This window comes from Streptomyces sp. CNP082 (assembly GCF_059570535.1).
Genome location: NZ_JCANSZ010000001.1, coordinates 326034 through 346204, shown reverse-complemented (window position 1 = coordinate 346204; position 20171 = coordinate 326034). Strand labels below are relative to the sequence as shown.

The 20171-nt window shown below is 73.6% G+C and carries 18 protein-coding genes and 1 pseudogene; 16 read left to right on the top strand and 3 right to left on the bottom strand.

The annotated features are described in order from the left end of the window. Positions 1-102 precede the first annotated feature (102 nt). From B124_RS01500 to B124_RS01460, 9 genes are all read left to right on the top strand, one after another. A complete protein-coding gene (locus B124_RS01500; RefSeq protein WP_496500738.1) occupies positions 103-579 on the top strand; it encodes a GNAT family N-acetyltransferase in 477 nt (158 codons plus the stop codon). Between the two features lie 21 nt (positions 580-600). Further along, complete coding sequence (locus tag B124_RS01495) at positions 601-1176, top strand: histidine phosphatase family protein (RefSeq protein ID WP_496500737.1); 576 nt, start codon at positions 601-603, stop codon at positions 1174-1176. Between the two features lie 127 nt (positions 1177-1303). Beyond that, positions 1304-3061, top strand: a complete 1758-nt coding sequence (locus B124_RS01490) for a GMC oxidoreductase (protein ID WP_496500736.1) — start codon at positions 1304-1306, stop codon at positions 3059-3061. A gap of 144 nt (positions 3062-3205) precedes the next feature. Next, complete coding sequence (gene argC, locus B124_RS01485; protein ID WP_496500767.1) at positions 3206-4234, top strand: N-acetyl-gamma-glutamyl-phosphate reductase; 1029 nt, start codon at positions 3206-3208, stop codon at positions 4232-4234. After that, positions 4231-5397, top strand: coding sequence for a bifunctional glutamate N-acetyltransferase/amino-acid acetyltransferase ArgJ (argJ, locus tag B124_RS01480; RefSeq protein ID WP_496500735.1), 1167 nt, complete (start codon positions 4231-4233; stop codon positions 5395-5397). The genes argC and argJ overlap by 4 nt, the downstream gene beginning before the upstream one ends. After that, positions 5394-6362, top strand: a complete 969-nt coding sequence (gene argB / locus B124_RS01475) for an acetylglutamate kinase (RefSeq protein ID WP_496500734.1) — start codon at positions 5394-5396, stop codon at positions 6360-6362. Before argJ ends, argB begins: the two co-directional genes overlap by 4 nt. Beyond that, positions 6359-7579 (top strand): acetylornithine transaminase, encoded by a 1221-nt coding sequence (locus B124_RS01470; RefSeq protein ID WP_496500733.1) that lies wholly within the window; start codon positions 6359-6361, stop codon positions 7577-7579. Before argB ends, B124_RS01470 begins: the two co-directional genes overlap by 4 nt. A gap of 23 nt (positions 7580-7602) precedes the next feature. Beyond that, the gene (locus B124_RS01465) at positions 7603-8127 is read left to right on the top strand and encodes an arginine repressor (protein WP_496494890.1); all 525 of its coding nucleotides are present in this window, start codon (positions 7603-7605) and stop codon (positions 8125-8127) included. Positions 8128-8736: 609 nt separating this feature from the next. After that, on the top strand, positions 8737-9060 hold the full coding sequence (locus B124_RS01460) for a DMT family transporter (protein ID WP_496500732.1): 324 nt from the start codon (positions 8737-8739) through the stop codon (positions 9058-9060). A gap of 64 nt (positions 9061-9124) precedes the next feature. Here B124_RS01460 and B124_RS01455 read toward each other — a convergent pair whose 3' ends face one another. From B124_RS01455 to B124_RS01445, 3 genes and pseudogenes are all read right to left on the bottom strand, one after another. Then, the gene (locus tag B124_RS01455) at positions 9125-9679 is read right to left on the bottom strand and encodes a GNAT family N-acetyltransferase (RefSeq protein ID WP_496500731.1); all 555 of its coding nucleotides are present in this window, start codon (positions 9677-9679) and stop codon (positions 9125-9127) included. Positions 9680-9767: 88 nt separating this feature from the next. Further along, positions 9768-10353 (bottom strand): annotated as a pseudogene (locus B124_RS01450) (pyridoxamine 5'-phosphate oxidase family protein). Positions 10354-10448: 95 nt separating this feature from the next. After that, entirely contained in the window at positions 10449-11504 is a 1056-nt protein-coding gene (locus tag B124_RS01445) for a tartrate dehydrogenase (protein ID WP_496500730.1), read from the bottom strand. Between the two features lie 83 nt (positions 11505-11587). Between B124_RS01445 and B124_RS01440 the strand changes: the two genes are divergently transcribed. The 7 genes from B124_RS01440 to B124_RS01410 all read left to right on the top strand — a co-directional run bounded on the left by B124_RS01440 (position 11588) and on the right by B124_RS01410 (position 19645). After that, a complete protein-coding gene (locus tag B124_RS01440) occupies positions 11588-13195 on the top strand; it encodes an SLC13 family permease (protein ID WP_496500729.1) in 1608 nt (535 codons plus the stop codon). Positions 13196-13334: 139 nt separating this feature from the next. Beyond that, complete coding sequence (locus B124_RS01435; protein ID WP_496500728.1) at positions 13335-14531, top strand: argininosuccinate synthase; 1197 nt, start codon at positions 13335-13337, stop codon at positions 14529-14531. Continuing rightward, positions 14528-16033: an argininosuccinate lyase gene (argH, locus tag B124_RS01430; protein ID WP_496500727.1), complete on the top strand. Its 1506-nt coding sequence runs from the start codon at positions 14528-14530 to the stop codon at positions 16031-16033. Before B124_RS01435 ends, argH begins: the two co-directional genes overlap by 4 nt. A 130-nt stretch (positions 16034-16163) precedes the next feature. Then, a complete protein-coding gene (locus B124_RS01425; protein ID WP_496500726.1) occupies positions 16164-17135 on the top strand; it encodes an aldo/keto reductase in 972 nt (323 codons plus the stop codon). Between the two features lie 250 nt (positions 17136-17385). Then, positions 17386-17622 (top strand): hypothetical protein, encoded by a 237-nt coding sequence (locus B124_RS01420; protein WP_496500725.1) that lies wholly within the window; start codon positions 17386-17388, stop codon positions 17620-17622. Continuing rightward, positions 17619-18689, top strand: coding sequence for an AAA family ATPase (locus B124_RS01415; RefSeq protein WP_496500724.1), 1071 nt, complete (start codon positions 17619-17621; stop codon positions 18687-18689). Before B124_RS01420 ends, B124_RS01415 begins: the two co-directional genes overlap by 4 nt. Further along, positions 18686-19645 (top strand): DUF58 domain-containing protein, encoded by a 960-nt coding sequence (locus B124_RS01410; RefSeq protein ID WP_496500723.1) that lies wholly within the window; start codon positions 18686-18688, stop codon positions 19643-19645. Before B124_RS01415 ends, B124_RS01410 begins: the two co-directional genes overlap by 4 nt. The last annotated feature ends 526 nt before the right edge of the window (positions 19646-20171 follow it).

The window sequence follows — 20171 nt, the reverse complement described above, 5'->3', positions numbered from 1 at the left end:
CAAATAGTGGGTTCCGTGACCGCCAGTGTAGGGCCGCGCGCCGCACCCGGCTCCCGGAGAATTCCGGTGTACGGGCCACGCGCCGCGTGCCAGGCTCTGCCCATGGCTCACGTACCCGCCCCGTACGAGGTCTCCACCGACCCCGCCCGGCTCGACCGCGCGCTCGTCCACCACTGGCTGTCCACCGACGCGTACTGGGCGCTCGGCCGCAGCCGCGAACAGCAGGACGCCGCGATCGACCACTCCCTGAACTTCGGCGTCTACGCCCCGCCAGGCGTTCCCGGCGCCGCCCCCGGCGGCCCTCCCGGCGAGATCGGTGAGGCCAGTGCGCAGGTCGCCTACGCCCGCGTCGTCACCGACCGCGCCACCTTCGCCTGGCTCTGCGACGTCTACGTGGCCCCCGCCGCCCGCGGCGCCGGCGTCGGCAGCGGCCTGGTCGCCGCCGTCCGCGACCACCTCGCGCCCTACCGGATGCGCCGCGTCCTGCTGGCGACCGCCGACGCCCACGGGGTCTACGCGAAGCTCGGATTCGCACCGCTGGCCGATCCGACCCAGTGGATGGCTCTGGGCAGAGCCTGATCCCGCTCCTACCATCACCGCATGAACGTTCGTCTCACGCTGCTCGCCGCGGCCCGCAATTCCTCGCGGCTCGCGGAGCGCTTCGACGACGACCGGCCGCTCGACGCGGCCGGCTGGGTGGCGGCCGAACGCGCGATGCCGATGTTCTCACCGCTGGCCGCCGCCGAGTTACGGTACTGCTCGCCCACGCAGCGCTCCCGCGAGACCGGCCGGGTGCTCGGCCTCGCGCCGCTGGCCCAACTCGCGCTGCGCGACTGCGACATGGGCCGGTGGCGGGGCCGCACGCTGGAGGAGGTGATGATGACCGAGCCGCGGGACGTGGACGCCTGGCTCGCGGATCCGCACGCCGCGCCGCACGGCGGTGAGCCGCTGATCGTCTTCATCCAGCGGATAGGGGGCTGGCTGGACACCCGCCCGGTGGACGACGGCACCCACGTGCTCGCCGTCACCGAGCCCTCGATCATCCGCGCCGCCCTGGTCTACGCGCTGAAGGCGCCGCCCGCTTCGTACTGGCACATCGACGTGATGCCGCTGTCGACGATCAGCCTGACCGGCCGGCCGGGGCGGTGGAGTCTGCACATCGACGGCTGGGCCTGAGGGCCGGCGAGTGGACGGCGGGGCGCAGCGGGCGGAATGATGTGCGGGCCATTGCCAACTCCCTACGGGTAGGTAAGTCTACTGTCAAGTAGGCAGGCCCAGCACCGGGTGCGAGGAGCGGGAAGCGATGAGCTCGTACGACGTGATCGTGATCGGTTCCGGCTTCGGCGGCTCGGTGGCCGCGCTGCGCCTGACCGAGAAGGGCTACAAGGTCGGCGTGCTGGAGGCCGGACGCAGATTCGCCCGCGAGGAGCTGCCGAAGAACTCCTGGCGGCTGCGCGACTACCTGTGGGCCCCCGCCCTCGGCCTCTACGGCATCCAGCGCATCCACCTGCTCAGCAACGTCATGGTGCTCGCCGGCGCCGGTGTGGGCGGCGGTTCGCTCAACTACGCCAACACTCTCTACGTGCCGCCGCCCGCGTTCTTCCAGGACCAGCAGTGGGGCCACATCACCGACTGGCAGGAGGAGCTGGCCCCGTACTACGACCAGGCGCAGCGCATGCTCGGCGTCCGGCAGAACCCCACGACCACCGAGGCGGACACGTACCTGAAGGCCACCGCCGAGCGCATGGGCGTCGGCGACTCCTTCCGGCTCACCCCCGTCGGCGTCTTCTTCGGCGACGGGCGCGACGCCGGCGGCGGGGCCGAGGCCGCCCCCGGGAAGACCGTCCCCGACCCGTACTTCGGCGGCGCGGGCCCCGCGCGCACCGCCTGCCTGCAGTGCGGCGAGTGCATGACCGGCTGCCGCTACGGCGCGAAGAACACCCTGACGGAGAACTACCTGTACCTCGCCGAGCAGCACGGCGCCGTCATCCACCCGCTCACCACCGTCGTGGACGTGCACGAGATCGCCGGCGGCGGCTACGAGGTGACCACCGTGGCGACGGACAAGCGCCGCCGCGGCGCGCGCCAGGTGCTGCGCTGCGACCGCGTCGTGGTTGCCGCCGGCACGTACGGCACGCAGACGCTGCTGCACCGCATGAAGGCCACCGGCCGGCTGCCCGGGCTCTCCCCGCGCCTCGGCGAGCTGACCCGCACCAACTCCGAGGCGCTGGTCGGCGCGGTGACCTTCCCGCGCACCTACCGCAAGAAGCGCGGCTCGGGCGAGCTGGACTTCACCAAGGGCGTGGCCATCACCTCCTCGATCCACCCCAACGCCACCACGCACATCGAGAACGTGCGCTACGGCAAGGGCTCCAACGCCATGGCTCTTCTGTGCGTCCCGCAGTTCAAACCCGACGGCAGGCTGCCCAAGGTGCTGCGCGCGCTGGGCGCGTACCTGCGTCACCCGGTGCTGGTCGCGCGGACGGCCACGACATACCGCTGGTCCGAGCGGACGATCATCGGGCTCGTCATGCAGACCCACGACAACTCGCTGACCACGTATCTGAAGGACAAGGGCCTCGGCAAGGGGCTGCTCACGGCCCGGCAGGGCCACGGGGCGCCCAACCCGGTGCACCTCCCCGAGGGCGCTGAGGCGGCGCGGCTGCTCGCGGAGCAGATCGGCGGCCAGCCGGGCACGAACCTCGGCGAGCTGATGGGCACCCCGCTGACCGCGCACTTCCTCGGCGGCTGCCCGATCGGCGAGGACGCCGCGCACGGCGTCGTCGACCCGTACCACCGGCTGTACGGCCACCCGGGGATCTCCGTCGTGGACGGCTCGACGGTCTCGGCGAACCTCGGCGTGAACCCGTCGCTGACGATCACGGCGCAGGCGGAACGGGCGATGGCGCTGTGGCCCAACAAGGGCGAAGAGGACCCCCGCCCCGCCCAGGACCTCCCGTACACCCGGCTCACCCCGGTCGCCCCGCAGCAGCCCGCGGTCCCGGCGGACGCGTTCGGCGCCCTGCTGCTCCCGGTCCCCAAGGTCCCGCCGAAGCCCTGACCCCTCCCCGAGCCGGCGGCGGAAACGCCCCCGCGCCCGAGCCGGGCCGCCGGAACAACGGCACGCCCGCCCCGGCTGCCCGATATCACCTTTGCATAGCTCTGCCTGGCTCCGTATAGTCATGCTGTGAGCGAGGAGGAGCGGATGACCGTACGGGTGGCAGTGGCCGGGGCGAGCGGGTACGCCGGCGGGGAGCTGCTGCGGCTGCTGCTGGCGCATCCCGGCGTCGAGATCGGGGCGCTGACCGCCAACTCCAACGCCGGCCGGCCCCTCGGCGACGTACAGCCGCACCTTGCGCCGCTCGCCGGCCGCGAGCTGGCCGAGACCACGCCCGCGGTGCTCGCCGGGCACGACGCCGTGTTCCTCGCGCTGCCGCACGGGCAGTCCGCCGCCGTCGCCGCGGCCCTCGGTGACGACGTGCTCGTCATCGACTGCGGCGCCGACCACCGGCTCGCCGACGCGGGCGAGTGGGAGCGGTTCTACGGCACGCCGCACGCCGGCACCTGGCCCTACGGGCTGCCCGAGCTGCCCGGGCACCGCGCGGCGCTCCTCGGGGTCCGGCGCATCGCGGTGCCCGGGTGCTACCCGACGGCCGTCAGCCTCGGCCTCTTCCCGGCGTACGCCGCCGGGCTCGCCGAGCCGGAAGCCGTCATCGTCGCCGCCTCCGGCACCTCCGGCGCGGGCAAGGCGCTCAAGCCGCACCTGCTGGGCAGCGAGGTGATGGGCTCCATGAGCCCGTACGGCGTCGGCGGCGGACACCGGCACACGCCGGAGATCAGCCAGAACCTCAGCGGGGTGGCGGGGGAGCGGGTCACGGTCTCCTTCACCCCGACCCTGGCCCCGATGCCCCGCGGCATCCTCGCCACCAGCACGGCGCGGGCCCGGCCGGGGACGACGGCGCAGGCGGTGCGCGCCGCGTACGAGAAGGCGTACCAGGACGAGCCGTTCGTCCACCTGCTGCCGCCCGGCCAGTGGCCCGCCACCGGCGCGGTCACGGGCTCCAACGCGGCGCTGCTGCAGGTCGCGTACGACGAGAACGCGCACCGCATCGTCGCGGTCAGCGCCATCGACAACCTCACCAAGGGCACCGCGGGCGGCGCGGTGCAGAGCATGAACATCGCCCTCGGGCTCCCTGAGGAGCTGGGGCTTTCTCTGACAGGAGTGGCACCTTGAGCGTCACGGCAGCGAAGGGATTCACGGCGGCGGGCATCGCCGCCGGGATCAAGGAGAACGGCAACCCGGACCTGGCCCTCGTGGTCAACGAGGGGCCGCGACGCGCCGCCGCGGGTGTCTTCACCGCCAACCGCGTCAAGGCCGCCCCGGTCGTCTGGTCCGAGCAGGTGGTCAAGGGCGGCGAGGTGACCGCGGTCGTCCTCAACTCCGGCGGCGCCAACGCCTGCACGGGGCCCCGCGGCTTCCAGGACACCCACGCCACCGCCGAGCGCGTCGCCGGGGTCCTCGGGCACAGCGCGGGGGAGGTCGCCGTGGCCTCCACCGGGCTGATCGGCACGCTGCTGCCGATGGACAAGCTGCTGCCCGGTGTCGACCGGGCGGCGGCGGAGCTGTCCGCGCACGGCGGCGAGAAGGCCGCCATCGCCATCAAGACCACGGACACCGTGCACAAGACCGCGGTCGTCACCGCCGCCGCCGAGGGCGGCGCGACCTGGACCGTCGGCGGCATGGCCAAGGGCGCCGGCATGCTCGCGCCGGGGCTGGCCACCATGCTCGTCGTCCTCACCACCGACGCCGACGTATCCGCCGGTGAGCTGGACGCCGCGCTGCGCGCCGCGACCCGTACCACCTTCGACCGCGTCGACTCCGACGGCGCCATGTCCACCAACGACACCGTGCTGCTGCTGGCCTCCGGCGCGAGCGGAGTCCGGCCGGAGCAGGCGGAGTTCGCCGAGGCGGTACGGGCCGTCTGCGACAGCCTCGGGCGGCAGCTCATCGCCGACGCCGAGGGCGCCAGCAAGGAGATCAAGGTCGAGGTCGTGGGCGCCGCCAGCGAGGACGACGCGGTGGAGGTCGGCCGCTCCATCGCCCGCAACAACCTCCTCAAGTGCGCCATCCACGGCGAGGACCCCAACTGGGGCCGGGTGCTGGCCGCGATCGGCACCACGTCCGCCGCCTTCGAGCCGGACCGGCTGAACGTGGCGATCAACGGCGTGTGGGTCTGCAAGAACGGCTCGTTCGGCGAGGACCGCGACCTGGTCGACATGCGCTACCGGGAGGTCCACATCGTGGCGGATCTCGCGGCGGGCGATGCCGAAGCGGTGATCTGGACCAACGATCTGACAGCCGACTACGTCCACGAGAACAGCGCGTACAGCTCTTGACCACGACCCCCGCGACCTCCGCGGCACCTGCTGCCTCCACGGCACCTGCCACTCCCACCCGCAAGCACACCGCCCTGCCCAAGGCACGCACCCTCATCGAGGCGCTGCCCTGGCTGACGCGCCACCACGGCAAGGTCGTCGTGGTCAAGTTCGGCGGCAACGCCATGGTCGACGAGGACCTGAAGCGCGCCTTCGCCCAGGACGTCGTCTTCCTGCGGCACGCCGGGCTGCGGCCCGTCGTCGTCCACGGCGGCGGCCCGCAGATCAGCGCGCAGCTCGACCGGCACGGCCTGGCCAGCGAGTTCCGCGCCGGGCTGCGGGTGACGACGCCGGAGGCGATGGACGTCGTACGGATGGTGCTCGCCGGACAGGTGCAGCGCGAGCTGGTCGGGCTGCTCAACGAGCACGGCCCCTTCGCCGTCGGCCTGACCGGCGAGGACGCGCACACCATCACCGCCACCAGGCACCGTCCGCTGGTCGACGGCGAGCCCGTCGACATCGGCCGCGTCGGAGAGGTCACCGACATCGACACCGGCGCGATCCGGGCGCTGCTGGCGGACGGCCGTATCCCGGTCGTCTCCTCCGTCGCCCGCTCCGCCGACGCGGCCGACGCGGCCGGCGAGGTCTTCAACGTCAACGCCGACACCGCCGCCGCCGCGCTGGCCGCCGCGCTCGGCGCGGAGACCCTGATGGTCCTCACTGACGTCGAGGGCCTGTACGAGAACTGGCCGGACAGTGACGAGGTCATCAGCCGGCTCACCGCCGGCGAGCTGGAGCGGCTGCTGCCCGACCTGGCCAGCGGCATGGTCCCGAAGATGGAGGGCTGCCTGTACGCGGTGCGCCACGGCGTGCACACCGCGCGGGTCATCGACGGCCGGGTGCCGCACTCCATCCTGCTGGAGATCTTCACGGACGAGGGCATCGGCACGATGGTCGTGCCGGACACGGAAAGGCCGGCGACATGAGCAGCGGCACGAGCAGCGGCACGAGCAGCGGCACGAGCGGCAACGCGGAGCTGACGGGGCGCTGGCAGGACGCGCTGATGGACAACTACGGCACCCCCCGGCTGCCGCTGGTCCGCGGCGCGGGCGCGCGGCTGTGGGACGCCGACGGCAACGAGTACCTGGACTTCGTCGGCGGCATCGCGGTCAACTCCCTCGGCACCGCCCACCCGGCCGTCGTCGAGGCCGTCTCGGCGCAGATCGCCACGCTCGGCCACGTCTCCAACCTGTTCGTCGCCGAGCCGCCGGTGGCGCTCGCCGAGCGGCTGCTCGAACTGGCCGGCCGGCCGGGCCGGGTCTACTTCGCCAACTCCGGTGCGGAGGCGGTGGAGGCGGCGTTCAAGATCGGCCGCCGCACGGGCCGTACGCACATGGTGGGCACCGAGGGCGGCTTCCACGGCCGCACCATGGGCGCCCTGGCGCTGACCGGTCAGCCCGGCAAGCAGGAGGGCTTCGGCCCGCTGCCGGGCGAGGTCACGCACGTGCCGTACGGGGACGCAGACGCCCTGCGGGCCGCGGTGAGCGAGCAGACCGCGCTGGTGATCGTCGAGCCGGTGCAGGGCGAGAACGGCGTCGTCGTACCGCCGGACGGCTATCTCGCCGCCGCCCGCGAGATCACCAGCGCCGCCGGCGCGCTGCTCGTGCTGGACGAGGTGCAGACCGGCATCGGGCGTACGGGCCACTGGTTCGCCGCGCAGGCGCAGGGCGTGGAGGCGGACGTCGTCACCCTCGCCAAGGGCCTCGGCGGCGGCCTGCCGATCGGCGCCACGCTGGCCTTCGGGCCGGCCGCCGGCCTGCTCACCCCCGGAAGACACGGTTCCACCTTCGGTGGCAACCCGGTCGCCTGCGCCGCCGCGCTGGCGGTGCTGGACGTGATCGCGTCCGACGGGCTGCTGGCGCAGGTCAAGCGGGTGGGGGAGCGGCTGCGGGACGGAATCGGCCGACTCGGGCACCCGCTGGTCGACCATGTGCGAGGCGCCGGACTGCTGCTCGGTATGGTGCTCACCCAGGCCGTCGCGCCCCAGGTGCAGCAGGCGGCCCAGGCAGCGGGATTCCTGGTCAACGCGGTGGCACCGGACGTGATCCGGCTCGCCCCGCCGTTGGTCCTCGGCGAGGCGGAGGCGGACGCTCTGCTCGCCGCGCTGCCCGCCGTGCTCGACGCGGCGGGTCCCGCAGCCTAGCCCCGACGAGCCGGAGAGTGACGATGTCCGAGGAGCACAACGGTCCCGCAGTGCCGCACACGCGCACGGCACGCCATCGCAGGATCGTCGACATCCTGAACCGGCAGCCGGTCCGCTCCCAGAGCCAGCTGGCCAAGCTCCTCGCCGACGACGGCCTGACGGTGACGCAGGCGACCCTCTCCCGCGACCTCGACGAGCTGGGGGCGGTCAAGATCCGCAACACCGGCGGTGAGCTGATCTACGCGGTCCCCTCCGAGGGCGGCTTCCGCACCCCGCAGGTGCCGCTGGGCGAGTCGGCGAAGGAGGAGCGCATGGCCCGGCTCGCCGGCGAACTGCTCATCTCCGCAGAGGCGTCCGCGAACATCGTCGTGCTGCGCACGCCGCCCGGCGCCGCGCAGTTCCTCGCCTCGGCGATCGACGCGGCGGAGCTGAACGCGATCCTTGGCACGATCGCGGGCGACGACACCCTGATGGTCATCAGCCGCGACCCGTCCGGCGGCCAGTCGCTGGCGGACCACCTGCTGAAACTCGCAGAACGTGAGCGCTGAGGGCCCGCGCGAAGCCCGCGCCGGAGGCGCGGGGCGCGGCGGCGCCGGCTGCGCGGGTGTGTCGCCCCGAGGCTCGTGCTCGTGCCGGAGGGGCGCGATTTTCCGGTGTGGGGGGCTGCCCTTCGGTGGGGATGGGGGCGTCGGCCCCTGAGGCTCGTTCGCGCTGGGAGATACAGGTGGCTGGGTGCGGGGCGGGGCCTCGTCGGTCGTGTGGGAGGCGGGGCACGGGCCCCCGCGGGGGGACGGGGGAGTGCCCCCGGGCTGGCCGCGCCGCAGGCGCGGTGGCGGGGTCTGGTGTGCAGCCCAGTGGGGTGCTGGGGCGTAGCCCCGCGGGGGTTCGGGGCGGAGCCCCCGGGTGGTGGCGCCGGTCGTGGGGTCCGGGGTGTAGCCGCGAGGGGTGCTGGGGTGTAGCCCCGTGGGGGGTCGGGGGCGGAGCCTCCGGTGGTGGCGCCGGAGGCGCGGTGGGGGCCGGGGCGCAGCCCCGGTTTCGGGAAGGGGCGGGGTCGGGGAACAACCCCCAGCCGCCCCCCGGCGCGTGGCCACGGCGGTGCCGGAGGACCCCGGAAACTAGACCAAGCGCAAGCCCGGCCGGACACGAAAGGGCAGACGATGACCTACGTGCTGCTGATCGGCGCCATCATCAGCGAGGTGACGGCGACCGTCTCGCTGCGGCTGTCGGACGGCTTCTCGAAGATCATCCCGTCGATCGTCGTAGTCGTCGGCTACCTCTCGGCGTTCACCCTGCTCAGCATGGTGCTCAAGCGCGGCATGAACATCGGGATCGCCTACGGCATCTGGGCCGCCGTCGGCGTCGCGCTGGTCGCGCTCATCGGCGCGGCCTTCCTCGGCGACGGGCTGACGGCGGTGCAGATCGGCGGGCTGGTCCTCGTCGCGGCGGGGGTCGTCGCGCTGGAGGCCGGCGGCGCGCACTGAGGCCGGCGCCGCGCCTCCATCCGGCGCCGCGCCCCCGCCCCCGCCGCCGCGAGCAGACGCGGCGTCACCTGCCCCGCGTCTCCCGCCACTCGTGGCTCAGCAGCGCCCACACCTCCAGATCGCGCCGCCTGCCAGCCATCTCGAACCGGCTCCGCAACGTGCCCTCATGGCTCATGCCCAGCCGCCTCGCCACCGCAATGCTCGACTTGTTCGCCGGATCGACCAGCCACTCCACGCGCGACAGACCGCGTACGTCCACCGCCCAGTCGATCATCCGGCGGGACGCCTCGGTCACAAGCCCGCGCCCCTGCGCCTCGGGCGCCAGCCACGCGCCCAGCTCGCACGAGCCCTCCGCGGTGGAGAAGAGCCGGTAGATCATGCCGCCGACCAGCTCGCCGTCCAGCCGGATGGCGAACATCCGGCCGGCGTCCCGGGCCTGCTTGTCTGCGTACGCCTGGAGGAAGCGGCGGGCGCCCGCCTCGTCGGTGACGTCGTGTGCCCAGGGCAGCCACGGCTCCAGGTGGGCCCGGTTCCGGTCGGTGAACGCGAGGAGTTCCGCGGCCTGCCACGGCTCCAGCGTGGTCAGCTCGGCGCCTTCGGCCAGGGGTGTGCTCAGCATCGGTGCGTCTCTCTTCTCGTCCGGGCTTGTCGTTACAGGCTTGTCGTCACGGGCTTGTCGTCACGGGCTTGTCGTCACGGGCTTGTCGTCACGGCGTGGGCGGCAGCGGCAGCGGGAGGCCCGGCAGCCCGTCGAGGCTGACGGCGACGTGCTCCTTCTTGTGGAAGTACGCGTCCAAACTGGCGTCGTCCTCCCGCTCGAAGCGGCGGCCGTGCAGGTCGCGGTCGGACTCGTACGCCATGAAGGGTACGGCGTAGCCGCAGGTGTCGCGGATCAGCTCCGCCTGCACGACGATGACCGCCCGCAGCCCGTGCCGGGGAGGCGTCGACGGCGGGGAAGTGCGCGAGCAGACCGGGGAAGCGCGGGTCGTCGCGGAAGACGGCCTCCCCGGTGCCGTGCACCCGCACGATGTCCGGCGGTCCCTCGAAGGCGCACCACATCAGCGTGATCCTGCCGTTCTCCCGCAGGTGCGCGATGGTCTCGGCGTTGCTGCCGGCGAAGTCGAGGTAGGCCACGGTGCGGTCGTCGAGGACGGTGAAGGAGCCCGTCAGCCCCTTCGGTGAGAGGTTCACGGTGCCGTCCGCCGCCAGCGGCGCGGTCGCCGTGAAGAACATGTGCTGCGCCTCGATGAAGGCACGCAGCCGGCCGTCTATGCGTTCGTACGTTTTCCCCATGGGCTGAGTGTGCGGCGCGGCACGGCCGCGGTGCGCGGAGTTTCGCAGGATGAGATCGCCTGCGGCGATCCCGCGCGTCACCGCGCCGCGCGCCGTCACAGCCGGGTGACCACCGTACGGGTGAACTCCGCCGTGCTCGCCGAGCCCCCCAGGTCCGGGGTGCGGACGTCGGTGCCGGCGAGGGCCGCGGCGATGGCGCCGACGACCTCCGCGCCCGCCCGCTCGTGGCCGAGGTGGTCGAGCATCATCGCCGCCGACCAGATGGCGCCGACGGGGTTGGCGATCCCGCGGCCCGCGATGTCCGGCGCGGAACCGTGCACCGGCTCGAACATCGAGGGGTACGCGCGCTCGGGGTTGAGGTTCGCCGACGGCGCGATGCCGATGGAGCCGGCGACGGCGGCGGTGAGGTCGCTGAGGATGTCGCCGAAGAGGTTGGATGCGACGATCACGTCGAACCGCCCGGGGTCCAGGACGACCTTGGCGCACAACGCGTCGATGTGCTCCTGGTCCCAGGTCACCTCCGGGTGCTCCGCGGCCCGTTCGCGTACCAGCTCGTCCCAGAACGGCATGGTGTGCACGATGCCGTTGGACTTCGTCGCCGAGGTGAGCCGGCCGGTGCGGCGGCCGGCGAGGCCGAAGGCGTAGTCGAGGACGCGGGTGACGCCGGCCCGGGTGAAGACCGCCTCCTGTACGGCCATCTCCTCGGGGAAGCCGCGGTGCAGCCGGCCGCCGATCTCGCTGTACTCGCCCTCGGTGTTCTCGCGCACCACGACCAGGTCGACGTCGCCGGGACCGGCGCCGCGCAGCGGGCTCTCAAGGCCCTCGAAGACCCGGACCGGGCGCAGGTTCACATACTGCCGGAAGGCCCGGCGGATGGGAATGAGCAGCCCCCACAGGGAGACGTGGTCCGGTACGCCGGGGGCCCCGACGGCACCGAGGAACACCGCGTCGTACGCGCGCAGTTGCTCGATCCCGTCCTCCGGCATCATGGCGCCTTCCCGCAGGCAGCGGGCGCAGGACCAGTCGAGGTGCGTGTACGCGAACTCCACGCCGTGCCGCCGCCCGACGGCGTCCAGGACCTCCAGCGCGGCGGGCGTGACCTCCTGCCCGATACCGTCGCCGGCGATGACGGCGATCCGATGTGTTGTCATGACCCCTTCCCCTCAGCCGAGTTGTGCCCCACCTTACGGAGCAGCCCTTTATGTAAGCCAGAGCACCTGTATCCGGAGGGACGATGAAGTCCGACGCAACGGCGCCACGTGCCAAGACCGATGTCGAGCAGGCACTGCTCGGCCATGCGACCTACCGCAGCCTCGGTGAGCAGAGACTCTCGCCGCAGGAGGAGAAGTTCGAACGGGGGCGGCGGACTACCGGGTTCTGGCTGGCCCCGCTGGTCTCCGTGATCTTTCTCGCGCTCCCGCTGGACATGGCGGCGAGCCAGCAGACACTGGCCGGCATCCTGCTCGGCGTCATCGTCCTGTGGGTCACGGAACCCGTGCCGATCCCGGTGGGCGGGCTCATCGGCGTCGGTGCGATCGTCGTCCTCGGCGTGGTGCCGCCGGATGACGCGCTGGCCCCGTTCGGCTCGTCCACGATCTTCACGTTCATCGGCGCGTTCATCCTCGCCCAGGCCATGCTCAAGCACGGCGTGGCCCGCCGGTTCGCGTTCTGGATCCTGGGCCTGCCGGGGGTGGGCCGCTCGACGTTCCGGCTGATCGCCGCCTTCGGCGTGATCACCTGCCTGCTGTCGGCGTTCGTCTCCAACACCGCGACGGTGGCGATGCTGCTGCCCACCGCGCTCGGCATCCTCACCGTCATCGCCAAGATGCTCCAGGACCGCGGCCTGGTGGAGCAGGACTTCGACCCCACGAGGCTGCGCGTCGGCGCCGCGCTGGTGCTCATGCTCGCCTACGGCGCCAGCGTCGGCGGCCTGCTCACCCCGGTCGGCAGCCCGCCGAACCTCATCGGCCGCGGTCTCATCGAGGAGACCACAGGCGAGAAGATCTCCTTCGCCGAGTGGACGGCCACCGCGCTGCCGCTGTGCGCCTGCATGTTCGTCGTCCTCGTCGTCGTCCTGCTGCTGCTCAACAAGCCGGAGATCCGGCGGATCGAGGGCGTGGAGGAGTACGTGCGCGAGCAGCGCGCCGCGCTCGGGAAGCTGTCGCGGGCGGAGTGGAACACGCTGATCGCCTTCGGCATCACCGTGGCGCTGTGGATCACCCCGGGCATCGTCGCGCTCGCCGTCGGCACGGACGCCTCCGCGTACACCACCGTCAGCGACCGGCTCGACGAGGGCATCGTGGCGGTGCTCGGCGCCGCGTTGCTGTTCATCCTGCCGACGAACTGGGCGCGCCGCGAGGCCACCCTCAACTGGAGCGACGCGTCCCGCATCGACTGGGGCACGATCCTGCTCTTCGGCACCGGCATCATCTTCGGCTCGCTGCTGGCCAGCACAGGCCTGGCCGAGACCATCGGCAACGAGTCCAACGACCTGCTCGGCTTCACCAGCGTCTTCACCATCACGGTCTTCGCGGCGGTGCTGGCGGTGATCGTCTCGGAGACGACGAGCAACACGGCCTCTGCGGCGGTGGTGGTGCCCATCATCATGCCCATCGCGATGGCCGCCGACGTCGATCCGTTCGTCCCGGCGCTGGCCGCGACCTTCGCCGCGTCCTTCGGCTTCATGCTGCCCGTGTCGACGCCGCAGAACGCGATCGCCTACGGCTCCGGCGTGGTGCCGATCACCACGATGATCCGCTCCGGCGCGGGCTTCGACGTCTTCGGCGTGATCCTGGTCATCCTGGGGCTGCCGCTGATGGTCGAGGTCACCGGCATCGGTTAGCGGGGCCCCGGGCCTGTGCCGCCCGGCCGGACACGCGCGTGTCCGGCCGGGCGGCACACCGTGCGGCGCGGCGTTTTGACGAATCATACGGAGCAGTGCATACTTATTCTGGTCAGCGTATGCATCTAAGGAGACTCCCGTGACCGAGCGCGTCGTACTCGCCTACTCGGGCGGCCTGGACACCTCCGTCGCCATCGGCTGGATCGCCGAGGAGACGGGTGCCGAGGTCGTCGCCGTCGCCGTGGACGTCGGCCAGGGCGGCGAGGACCTCGACGTGATCCGCAAGCGCGCGCTGGCCTGCGGCGCCGTGGAGGCCGAGGTCGCCGACGCCAGGGAGGAGTTCGCCGACGAGTACTGCCTCCCGGCGATCAAGGCCAACGCCCTGTACATGGACCGCTACCCGCTGGTCTCCGCGCTCTCCCGGCCCACCATCGTCAAGCACCTCGTCGCCGCCGCCCAGAAGCACGGCGCCGGCACCGTCGCCCACGGCTGCACCGGCAAGGGCAACGACCAGGTCCGCTTCGAGGCCGGCATCTCCTCCCTGGCCCCGTCCCTGAAGTGCATCGCCCCCGTCCGGGACTACGCCATGACCCGGGACAAGGCCATCGCCTTCTGCGAGGAGAAGGGCCTGCCCATCGCGACCACCAAGAAGTCGCCGTACTCGATCGACCAGAACGTCTTCGGCCGGGCCGTCGAGACGGGCTTCCTGGAGGACATCTGGAACGCCCCGATCGAGGACGTCTACGAGTACACCCAGAACCCCGCCTCGGCCCGCGAGGCCGACGAGGTCGTCATCACCTTCGAGCGCGGCGTGCCCGTGGCGCTCGACGGCCGCCCCGTCACCGTGCTGCAGGCCGTCCAGCAGCTCAACGAGCGGGCCGGCGCCCAGGGCGTGGGCCGGATCGACATGGTCGAGGACCGGCTCGTGGGCATCAAGTCCCGGGAGGTCTACGAGGCGCCCGGCGCCATCGCGCTGATCACCGCCCACCAGGAGCTGGAGAACGTCACCGTCGAGCGGGAGCTGGCGCGCTACAAGCGCCAGGTCGAGCAGCGGTGGGGCGAGCTGGTCTACGACGGCCTGTGGTTCTCGCCGCTCAAGCGGGCCCTGGACGGCTTCATCGAGGAGGCGAACGAGCACGTCACCGGCGAGATCCGGATGACGCTGCACGGCGGCAGGGCCGTCGTCACCGGCCGGCGCTCGCCCGCCTCGCTGTACGACTTCAACCTCGCGACGTACGACACCGGCGACACCTTCGACCAGTCGATGTCCAAGGGCTTCATCGAGATCTTCGGCCTCTCCTCGAAGATCGCGGCCGGCCGGGACCTGGCCCGGTGAGCGACGGGACACAGGGCGTCGGCCCGCAAAGCGGAGAGCAGCAGGGCACAGAGCCCCGGGGCGGCCCGCGGCAGGAGGTCAAGCTCTGGGGCGGCCGGTTCGCCGACGGCCCCGCGGCGGCGCTGGAGCGGCTCTCGGCGTCCGTCCACTTCGACATGCGGCTCGCCCCGTACGACATCGCCGGCTCCCGCGCGCACGCGCGGGTGCTGGCCCGGGCCGGGCTGCTGACCGGGGGCGAGCTGACGCGGATGCTCGCCGGCCTCGACGTGCTGGAGGCGGACGTCGCCAGCGGCGCGTTCACCGCCACCCTCGCCGACGAGGACGTGCACACCGCACTCGAACGCGGCCTGCTGGAGCGGCTCGGCCCGGAGCTCGGCGGCAAGCTGCGCGCCGGGCGGTCCCGCAACGACCAGGTCGCCACCCTCTTCCGGATGTACCTGCGCGACCACGCCCGCACCCTCGCCGGCCTGCTGGCCGAGCTCCAGCAGGCCCTCGTCGGCCTCGCCGAGGCGCACCCGGACGTCGCCATGCCGGGCCGCACGCACCTGCAGCACGCGCAGCCGGTCCTCTTCGCCCACCACGTGCTCGCCCACGCCCAGGCGCTCTCCCGGGACGCCGAGCGGCTGCGGCAGTGGGACGAGCGCACGGCCGTCTCGCCGTACGGGTCCGGCGCGCTCGCCGGCTCCTCGCTGGGCCTGGACCCGGAGGCCGTCGCCGCGGAGCTGGGCTTCGAGCGCGGCTCGTCGGGCAACTCCATCGACGGGACGGCGGCGCGGGACTTCGCCGCGGAGTTCGCCTTCGTCACCGCGATGATCGGCGTCGACGTCTCGCGCATCGCGGAGGAGGTCATCCTCTGGGCCACGAAGGAGTTCTCCTTCGTCACCCTGCACGACTCCTTCTCCACCGGCAGCTCGATCATGCCGCAGAAGAAGAACCCGGACATCGCCGAGCTGGCGCGCGGCAAGGCGGGGCGGCTGATCGGCAACCTCACCGGGCTGATGGCGACGCTGAAGGCGCTCCCGCTCGCGTACAACCGCGACCTCCAGGAGGACAAGGAGCCGGTCTTCGACTCGATCGACACCCTGGAGGTCCTGCTGCCCGCGTTCACCGGCATGATGGCCACGCTCACGGTCAACCGGGAGCGGCTGGAGGAGCTGGCCCCGGCCGGCTTCTCGCTGGCCACCGACATCGCCGAGTGGCTGGTCAAGCAGGGCGTGCCGTTCCGCGTCGCGCACGAGAGCGCGGGGGAGTGCGTCAAGGTCTGCGAGGCCGAGGGCATCGAGCTGGACCAGCTCACGGACGAGCAGTTCGCGAAGGTCTCCCCGCGGCTGACGCCCGAGGTGCGCACCGTGCTCACCGTCCCCGGCGCGCTCGCCGCGCGCGACGCCCGCGGCGGCACCGCGCCCGCGGCGGTCGCGGTGCAGCTCGCGGAGGTCAAACAGGACGTGGCGGCGCAGGTGCTGTGGGCGGCGGCGACGCGCTCGTCCGGCCCCGCGGCCTAGCACGGCGCCCGCGGCGGCGGGGCGCCCGGCCGGCCCCCGCGGCGGAATGCCGTGTCGGGCTGCCCGGGGCAGGGCCCGTCTTCTACGGTGGACGGGCCTGACAGCCGCACCGAGGACGTAGGAGCCCGCGATGGCGTTCGACCGACTGGCCGCAGTGACGACGCCCGCCGCCCACATCGGCTTCGGCCTCGCCGCCGTGGGCCGCCCCGCCTACCTCACCACCGGCCGCGCCGGCGACCTCCCGGCCGGGCGGAGCGTCGAGGACATGCGCGCCCGCACCCACGAGCTGCTGGACGCCGCCTACGCCCAGGGCGTGCGGTACTTCGACACCGCCCGCTCCTACGGCCGCGCCGAGGAGTTCCTCGCCGACTGGCTGCGGCAGCGGCCCGACGCCCGGGACGCGGTCGTCGGCAGCAAGTGGGGCTACGCGTACGTCGGCGACTGGCGCACGGAGGCCGAGGTGCACGAGGTCAAGGACCACGGCGTCGACGCCTACGACCGGCAGCGCGAGGAGTCCGCGAAGCTCCTCGGCGACCGCCTCGACCTCTACCAGATCCACTCCGTCACCCCCGAGAGCCCGGCGCTCACCGACACCGCCCTGCACGAGCGCCTCGCGGCGCTCGCCGCGGGCGGCGTCACGGTCGGCTTCTCCACCAGCGGCCCGGAGCAGGCGGCGGCCGTACGCGCCGCGCTGGAGATCACCGTCGACGGCGAGCGGCTGTTCCGCACCGTGCAGAGCACGTACAACGTGCTGGAGCCCACGGCCGGCGAGGCGCTGGCCGAGGCGCACGACGCCGGGCTGACGGTGATCGTCAAGGAGGGCCTGGCGAACGGCCGGCTGGCCGGCGGTGACGCGCCCGCTGAGCTGCGCGCCGTTGCCGCCGAGACCGGCGCGGAGCCCGACGCCGTCGCGCTCGCCGCCGTGCTGCGCCAGCCGTGGGCCGGCGTGGTCCTCTCCGGCGCCGCCACCGCCGCGCAACTGCACTCCAACCTCGCCGCCGCGGCCGTCGACCTCGACCCCGCGCAGTGCGACCGCCTCGCCGCGCTCGCCGAGCCCGCCGAGGACTACTGGCGCCGCCGCGCCGCCACCCCCTGGGCGTAGGGCCTGCCGTCGATCTCCCGCCCGCGGCTGGAGGTCCCGCCCACGCGCTCAGGCGCCTCCTGCGCCGCCCGCCCTACGGGCGAACGACGGGAGACCGACGACGGCAAGACGACCGCCGGGGGCACGGTCCCGGAGGCCGCGCCCCGGCTCGCGGCAGCCGTCCAAGGGCTGCCCGGCGGCAGCTTTAAGGGGATTTTCGCCTCCCGGTGATGACATGCGGTAACGCAGTCGTCTGACGGAGGAGACCCCGATGTCCCGTCGTATACGCAGGCTTTCGGTCGCCGGTGCCGCCGTGTTCGCCGTGGCCGGCCTGGCCACCGGCGCGTCCGCCGCGCTCGACAACGGAGACGAGAAGCCCGAGGTGCGGCTGGTGGTCAACGAGGACCGCGAGCAGACCGGCGCCCCGGGCGACGGCAAGAAGGACTGCCCGGACAAGGGCGGCTCCCAGGCGCCCTCGGGCGCCGCCGAGAACGCGGGCGACCTGTGACCACCACCACCCCCGCGGTCCCGGGGCCCGCCGCCGCGCCGGGCCCCGGGACCGCGCTCCTGGAACAGGCGCTCTTCGAGGTCAAGCGGGTGATCGTCGGCCAGGACCGGATGGTCGAGCGGCTGCTGACCGCCGTGCTCGCCCGCGGGCACTGCCTGCTCCAGGGCGTGCCCGGCGTCGCCAAGACGCTCGCGGCGGCCACCCTGGCCACCGTGTCGGGCGGCACGTTCCACCGCATCCAGTTCACCCCCGACCTGGTGCCGTCCGACATCACCGGCACCCGCATCTACCGGCCCTCCAGCGAGTCGTTCAGCGTCGAACCCGGGCCGGTCGCCGCCAACTTCGTCCTCGCCGACGAGATCAACCGCGCGCCCGCCAAGGTCCAGTCCGCCCTGCTCGAAGTCATGGCCGAGCGGCAGGTCAGCATCGGCGGCCGGACCATCCCCATGCCCGAGCCGTTCCTCGTCCTCGCCACCCAGAACCCCATCGAGTCAGAGGGCGTCTACGAGTTGCCCGAGGCCCAGCGCGACCGCTTCCTGCTCAAGGTCGACGTCTCCGCGCCCACCGAGGACGAGGAGCTGGCGATCCTCTACCGGATGAGCGTCGACCCGCCCGCCGCCCGGCGGGTGCTCGCGCCGCACACCCTCGCGGCCCTCCAGCGGCGCGCCGACGAGGTGTTCGTCCACCACGCCCTCGCGCAGTACGCGGTCCGCCTCGTCCTCGCCACCCGCGAACTCGCCGCCCGCGGCGACGCCTCCGGCGGCGGTCGGCTCGCCCACGGCGCGGGGCCGCGGGCCACGCTCGGTCTGGTGGCCGCGGCGCGGGCGCTCGCGCTGCTGCGCGGGCGCGAGTACGTGCTCCCGGCCGACATCACGGCGCTCGCGCACGAGGTCATCGCGCACCGCCTGGTGCTGTCCTTCGACGCGCTCGCCGACGGCGTCACCCCCGCGTCCGTCGTCGACGAGGTGCTGGCCGCCGTGCCGCAGCCGCGGGTCACGCCGCACCAGGCCGAGGACGCCGCCGCCGCGGACGCCGCCGGATCCGGGAAGGCCGGGAGAGCGGCGTGAGCGCGGCTGGCACGGCGGCAGGCGCGACGTCCCCGAAGGTGCCCGGGTCGCCTTCGCTGGGCGAACTCACCCCCGAACAGGCGCTCCGGCACCTGCGGCTGCTCTTCACCCGCCGCCCCGACGGCCTCCTCCAGGGCGAGCACACCGCGCTCGTCCCGGGCCCCGGCGCGGACCCCGACGAGAACCGCCCGTACGCCCCGGGCGTCGATGACGTCCGCCGCATGGACTGGAACGCCACCGCGCGCACGACCGTGCCGCACGTGCGGATGACGCTCGCGGACCGCGAACTGACCACCTGGATCGTCCTGGACGCCAGCGCGAGCATGGACTTCGGCACCGGCCGGATGGAGAAGCGCGACCTGGCCGTCGGCGCCGCCGCGGCCGTCGCGTTCCTCACCGAGCGCGCCGGCAACCGCCTCGGCGCCCGGCTCGTCCGCCCCGACGGCATCCAGCACATCCCCGCGCGCAGCGGCCGGCGCCACCTGATGCGGGTGCTGCGTACGGCACTCGAACGGCCCCGCGTGCCCGCCGGGCCGCAGACCCACACCCTGGCAGGGGCGGTGGCCGCGCTGCAGCGCGCGGAGCGCCGCCGCGGGCTGGTCGCGGTCGTCTCCGACTTCCTCGAACCGGGCTGGGAACAGCCGCTGCGGGCCCTGGCCCGGCGGCACCAGGTCCTGGCCGTCGAGGTCGTGGACCTCCGCGAGCTGGAGCTGCCCGCGGTGGGCCTGCTGACCGTCGTGGACCCGGAGTCGGGCCGGCGCCGGGAGATCCCCACGCACTCCAGGCGCCTGCGGGAGCGGTACGCCACCGCCGCGGCGGCACAGCGCGCGGCGATCGACCGGTCGCTGCGGACCGCGGGCGCGGCACGGCTGCGGCTGCGTACGGACCGCGACTGGGTGCGGGAGATCGCCCGGTACGCGGCGGCACAGCGCCGCGGGCGGGGAGGTGCGGCATGACCTCCGGTCCGGCTCCGGGGCGTCCCGGTTCCGCGGTGCCCCCTGCGGTCCCGTCGCTCTCGTCGGTCTCGTCGGGCCCGGCCCTGCGGGCCGCGGGCGCGGCTGCGGCTGCGTACGGATCGCCGGGTGCGGGAGATCGCCCGGTGCCCGTGCCCGCCGGTCCGTATCCCGGCGGGCACGGGGCCGCCGCGGCTCCGGTGCCGGAGGCCCCGTCGTCCTGGGCGGGGCGGGCCCCGTGCCCCCGCCGCCCGCCGGGCCGCGAGGACAGCCGGCACCCGGCGGGCCGCCGCCGCGCCGGCACCGCCCCCGCCGCGCCCGCGCGCCGGGTTCGTGTGCCGGGCCCCTGCCCGGATGGCAGCGGCGCGCGGCTGGCCGGTACGCGGAGACCTGCGCCCTGCACCCGCGCGCGGCGGCACACCGGCGCGCACCCGGGCGCCGCGCCCGCGTCGTGCGCGTCCCCCTCCGGCGTCGCCCCCGCGCCGAGCGCGTACTTCTCCAGCGTCGCCCCCGCGCCGAGCGCGTACTT

Coding starts and splice junctions, on each gene's coding strand:
- B124_RS01500 (WP_496500738.1), top strand. CDS start 103: ATGGCTCACGTACCCGCCCCGTACGAGGTCTCCACCGACCCCGCCCGG.
- B124_RS01495 (WP_496500737.1), top strand. CDS start 601: ATGAACGTTCGTCTCACGCTGCTCGCCGCGGCCCGCAATTCCTCGCGG.
- B124_RS01490 (WP_496500736.1), top strand. CDS start 1,304: ATGAGCTCGTACGACGTGATCGTGATCGGTTCCGGCTTCGGCGGCTCG.
- argC (WP_496500767.1), top strand. CDS start 3,206: ATGACCGTACGGGTGGCAGTGGCCGGGGCGAGCGGGTACGCCGGCGGG.
- B124_RS01470 (WP_496500733.1), top strand. CDS start 6,359: ATGAGCAGCGGCACGAGCAGCGGCACGAGCAGCGGCACGAGCGGCAAC.
- B124_RS01465 (WP_496494890.1), top strand. CDS start 7,603: ATGTCCGAGGAGCACAACGGTCCCGCAGTGCCGCACACGCGCACGGCA.
- B124_RS01460 (WP_496500732.1), top strand. CDS start 8,737: ATGACCTACGTGCTGCTGATCGGCGCCATCATCAGCGAGGTGACGGCG.
- B124_RS01455 (WP_496500731.1), bottom strand. CDS start 9,679: ATGCTGAGCACACCCCTGGCCGAAGGCGCCGAGCTGACCACGCTGGAG.
- B124_RS01445 (WP_496500730.1), bottom strand. CDS start 11,504: ATGACAACACATCGGATCGCCGTCATCGCCGGCGACGGTATCGGGCAG.
- B124_RS01440 (WP_496500729.1), top strand. CDS start 11,588: ATGAAGTCCGACGCAACGGCGCCACGTGCCAAGACCGATGTCGAGCAG.
- B124_RS01425 (WP_496500726.1), top strand. CDS start 16,164: ATGGCGTTCGACCGACTGGCCGCAGTGACGACGCCCGCCGCCCACATC.
- B124_RS01420 (WP_496500725.1), top strand. CDS start 17,386: ATGTCCCGTCGTATACGCAGGCTTTCGGTCGCCGGTGCCGCCGTGTTC.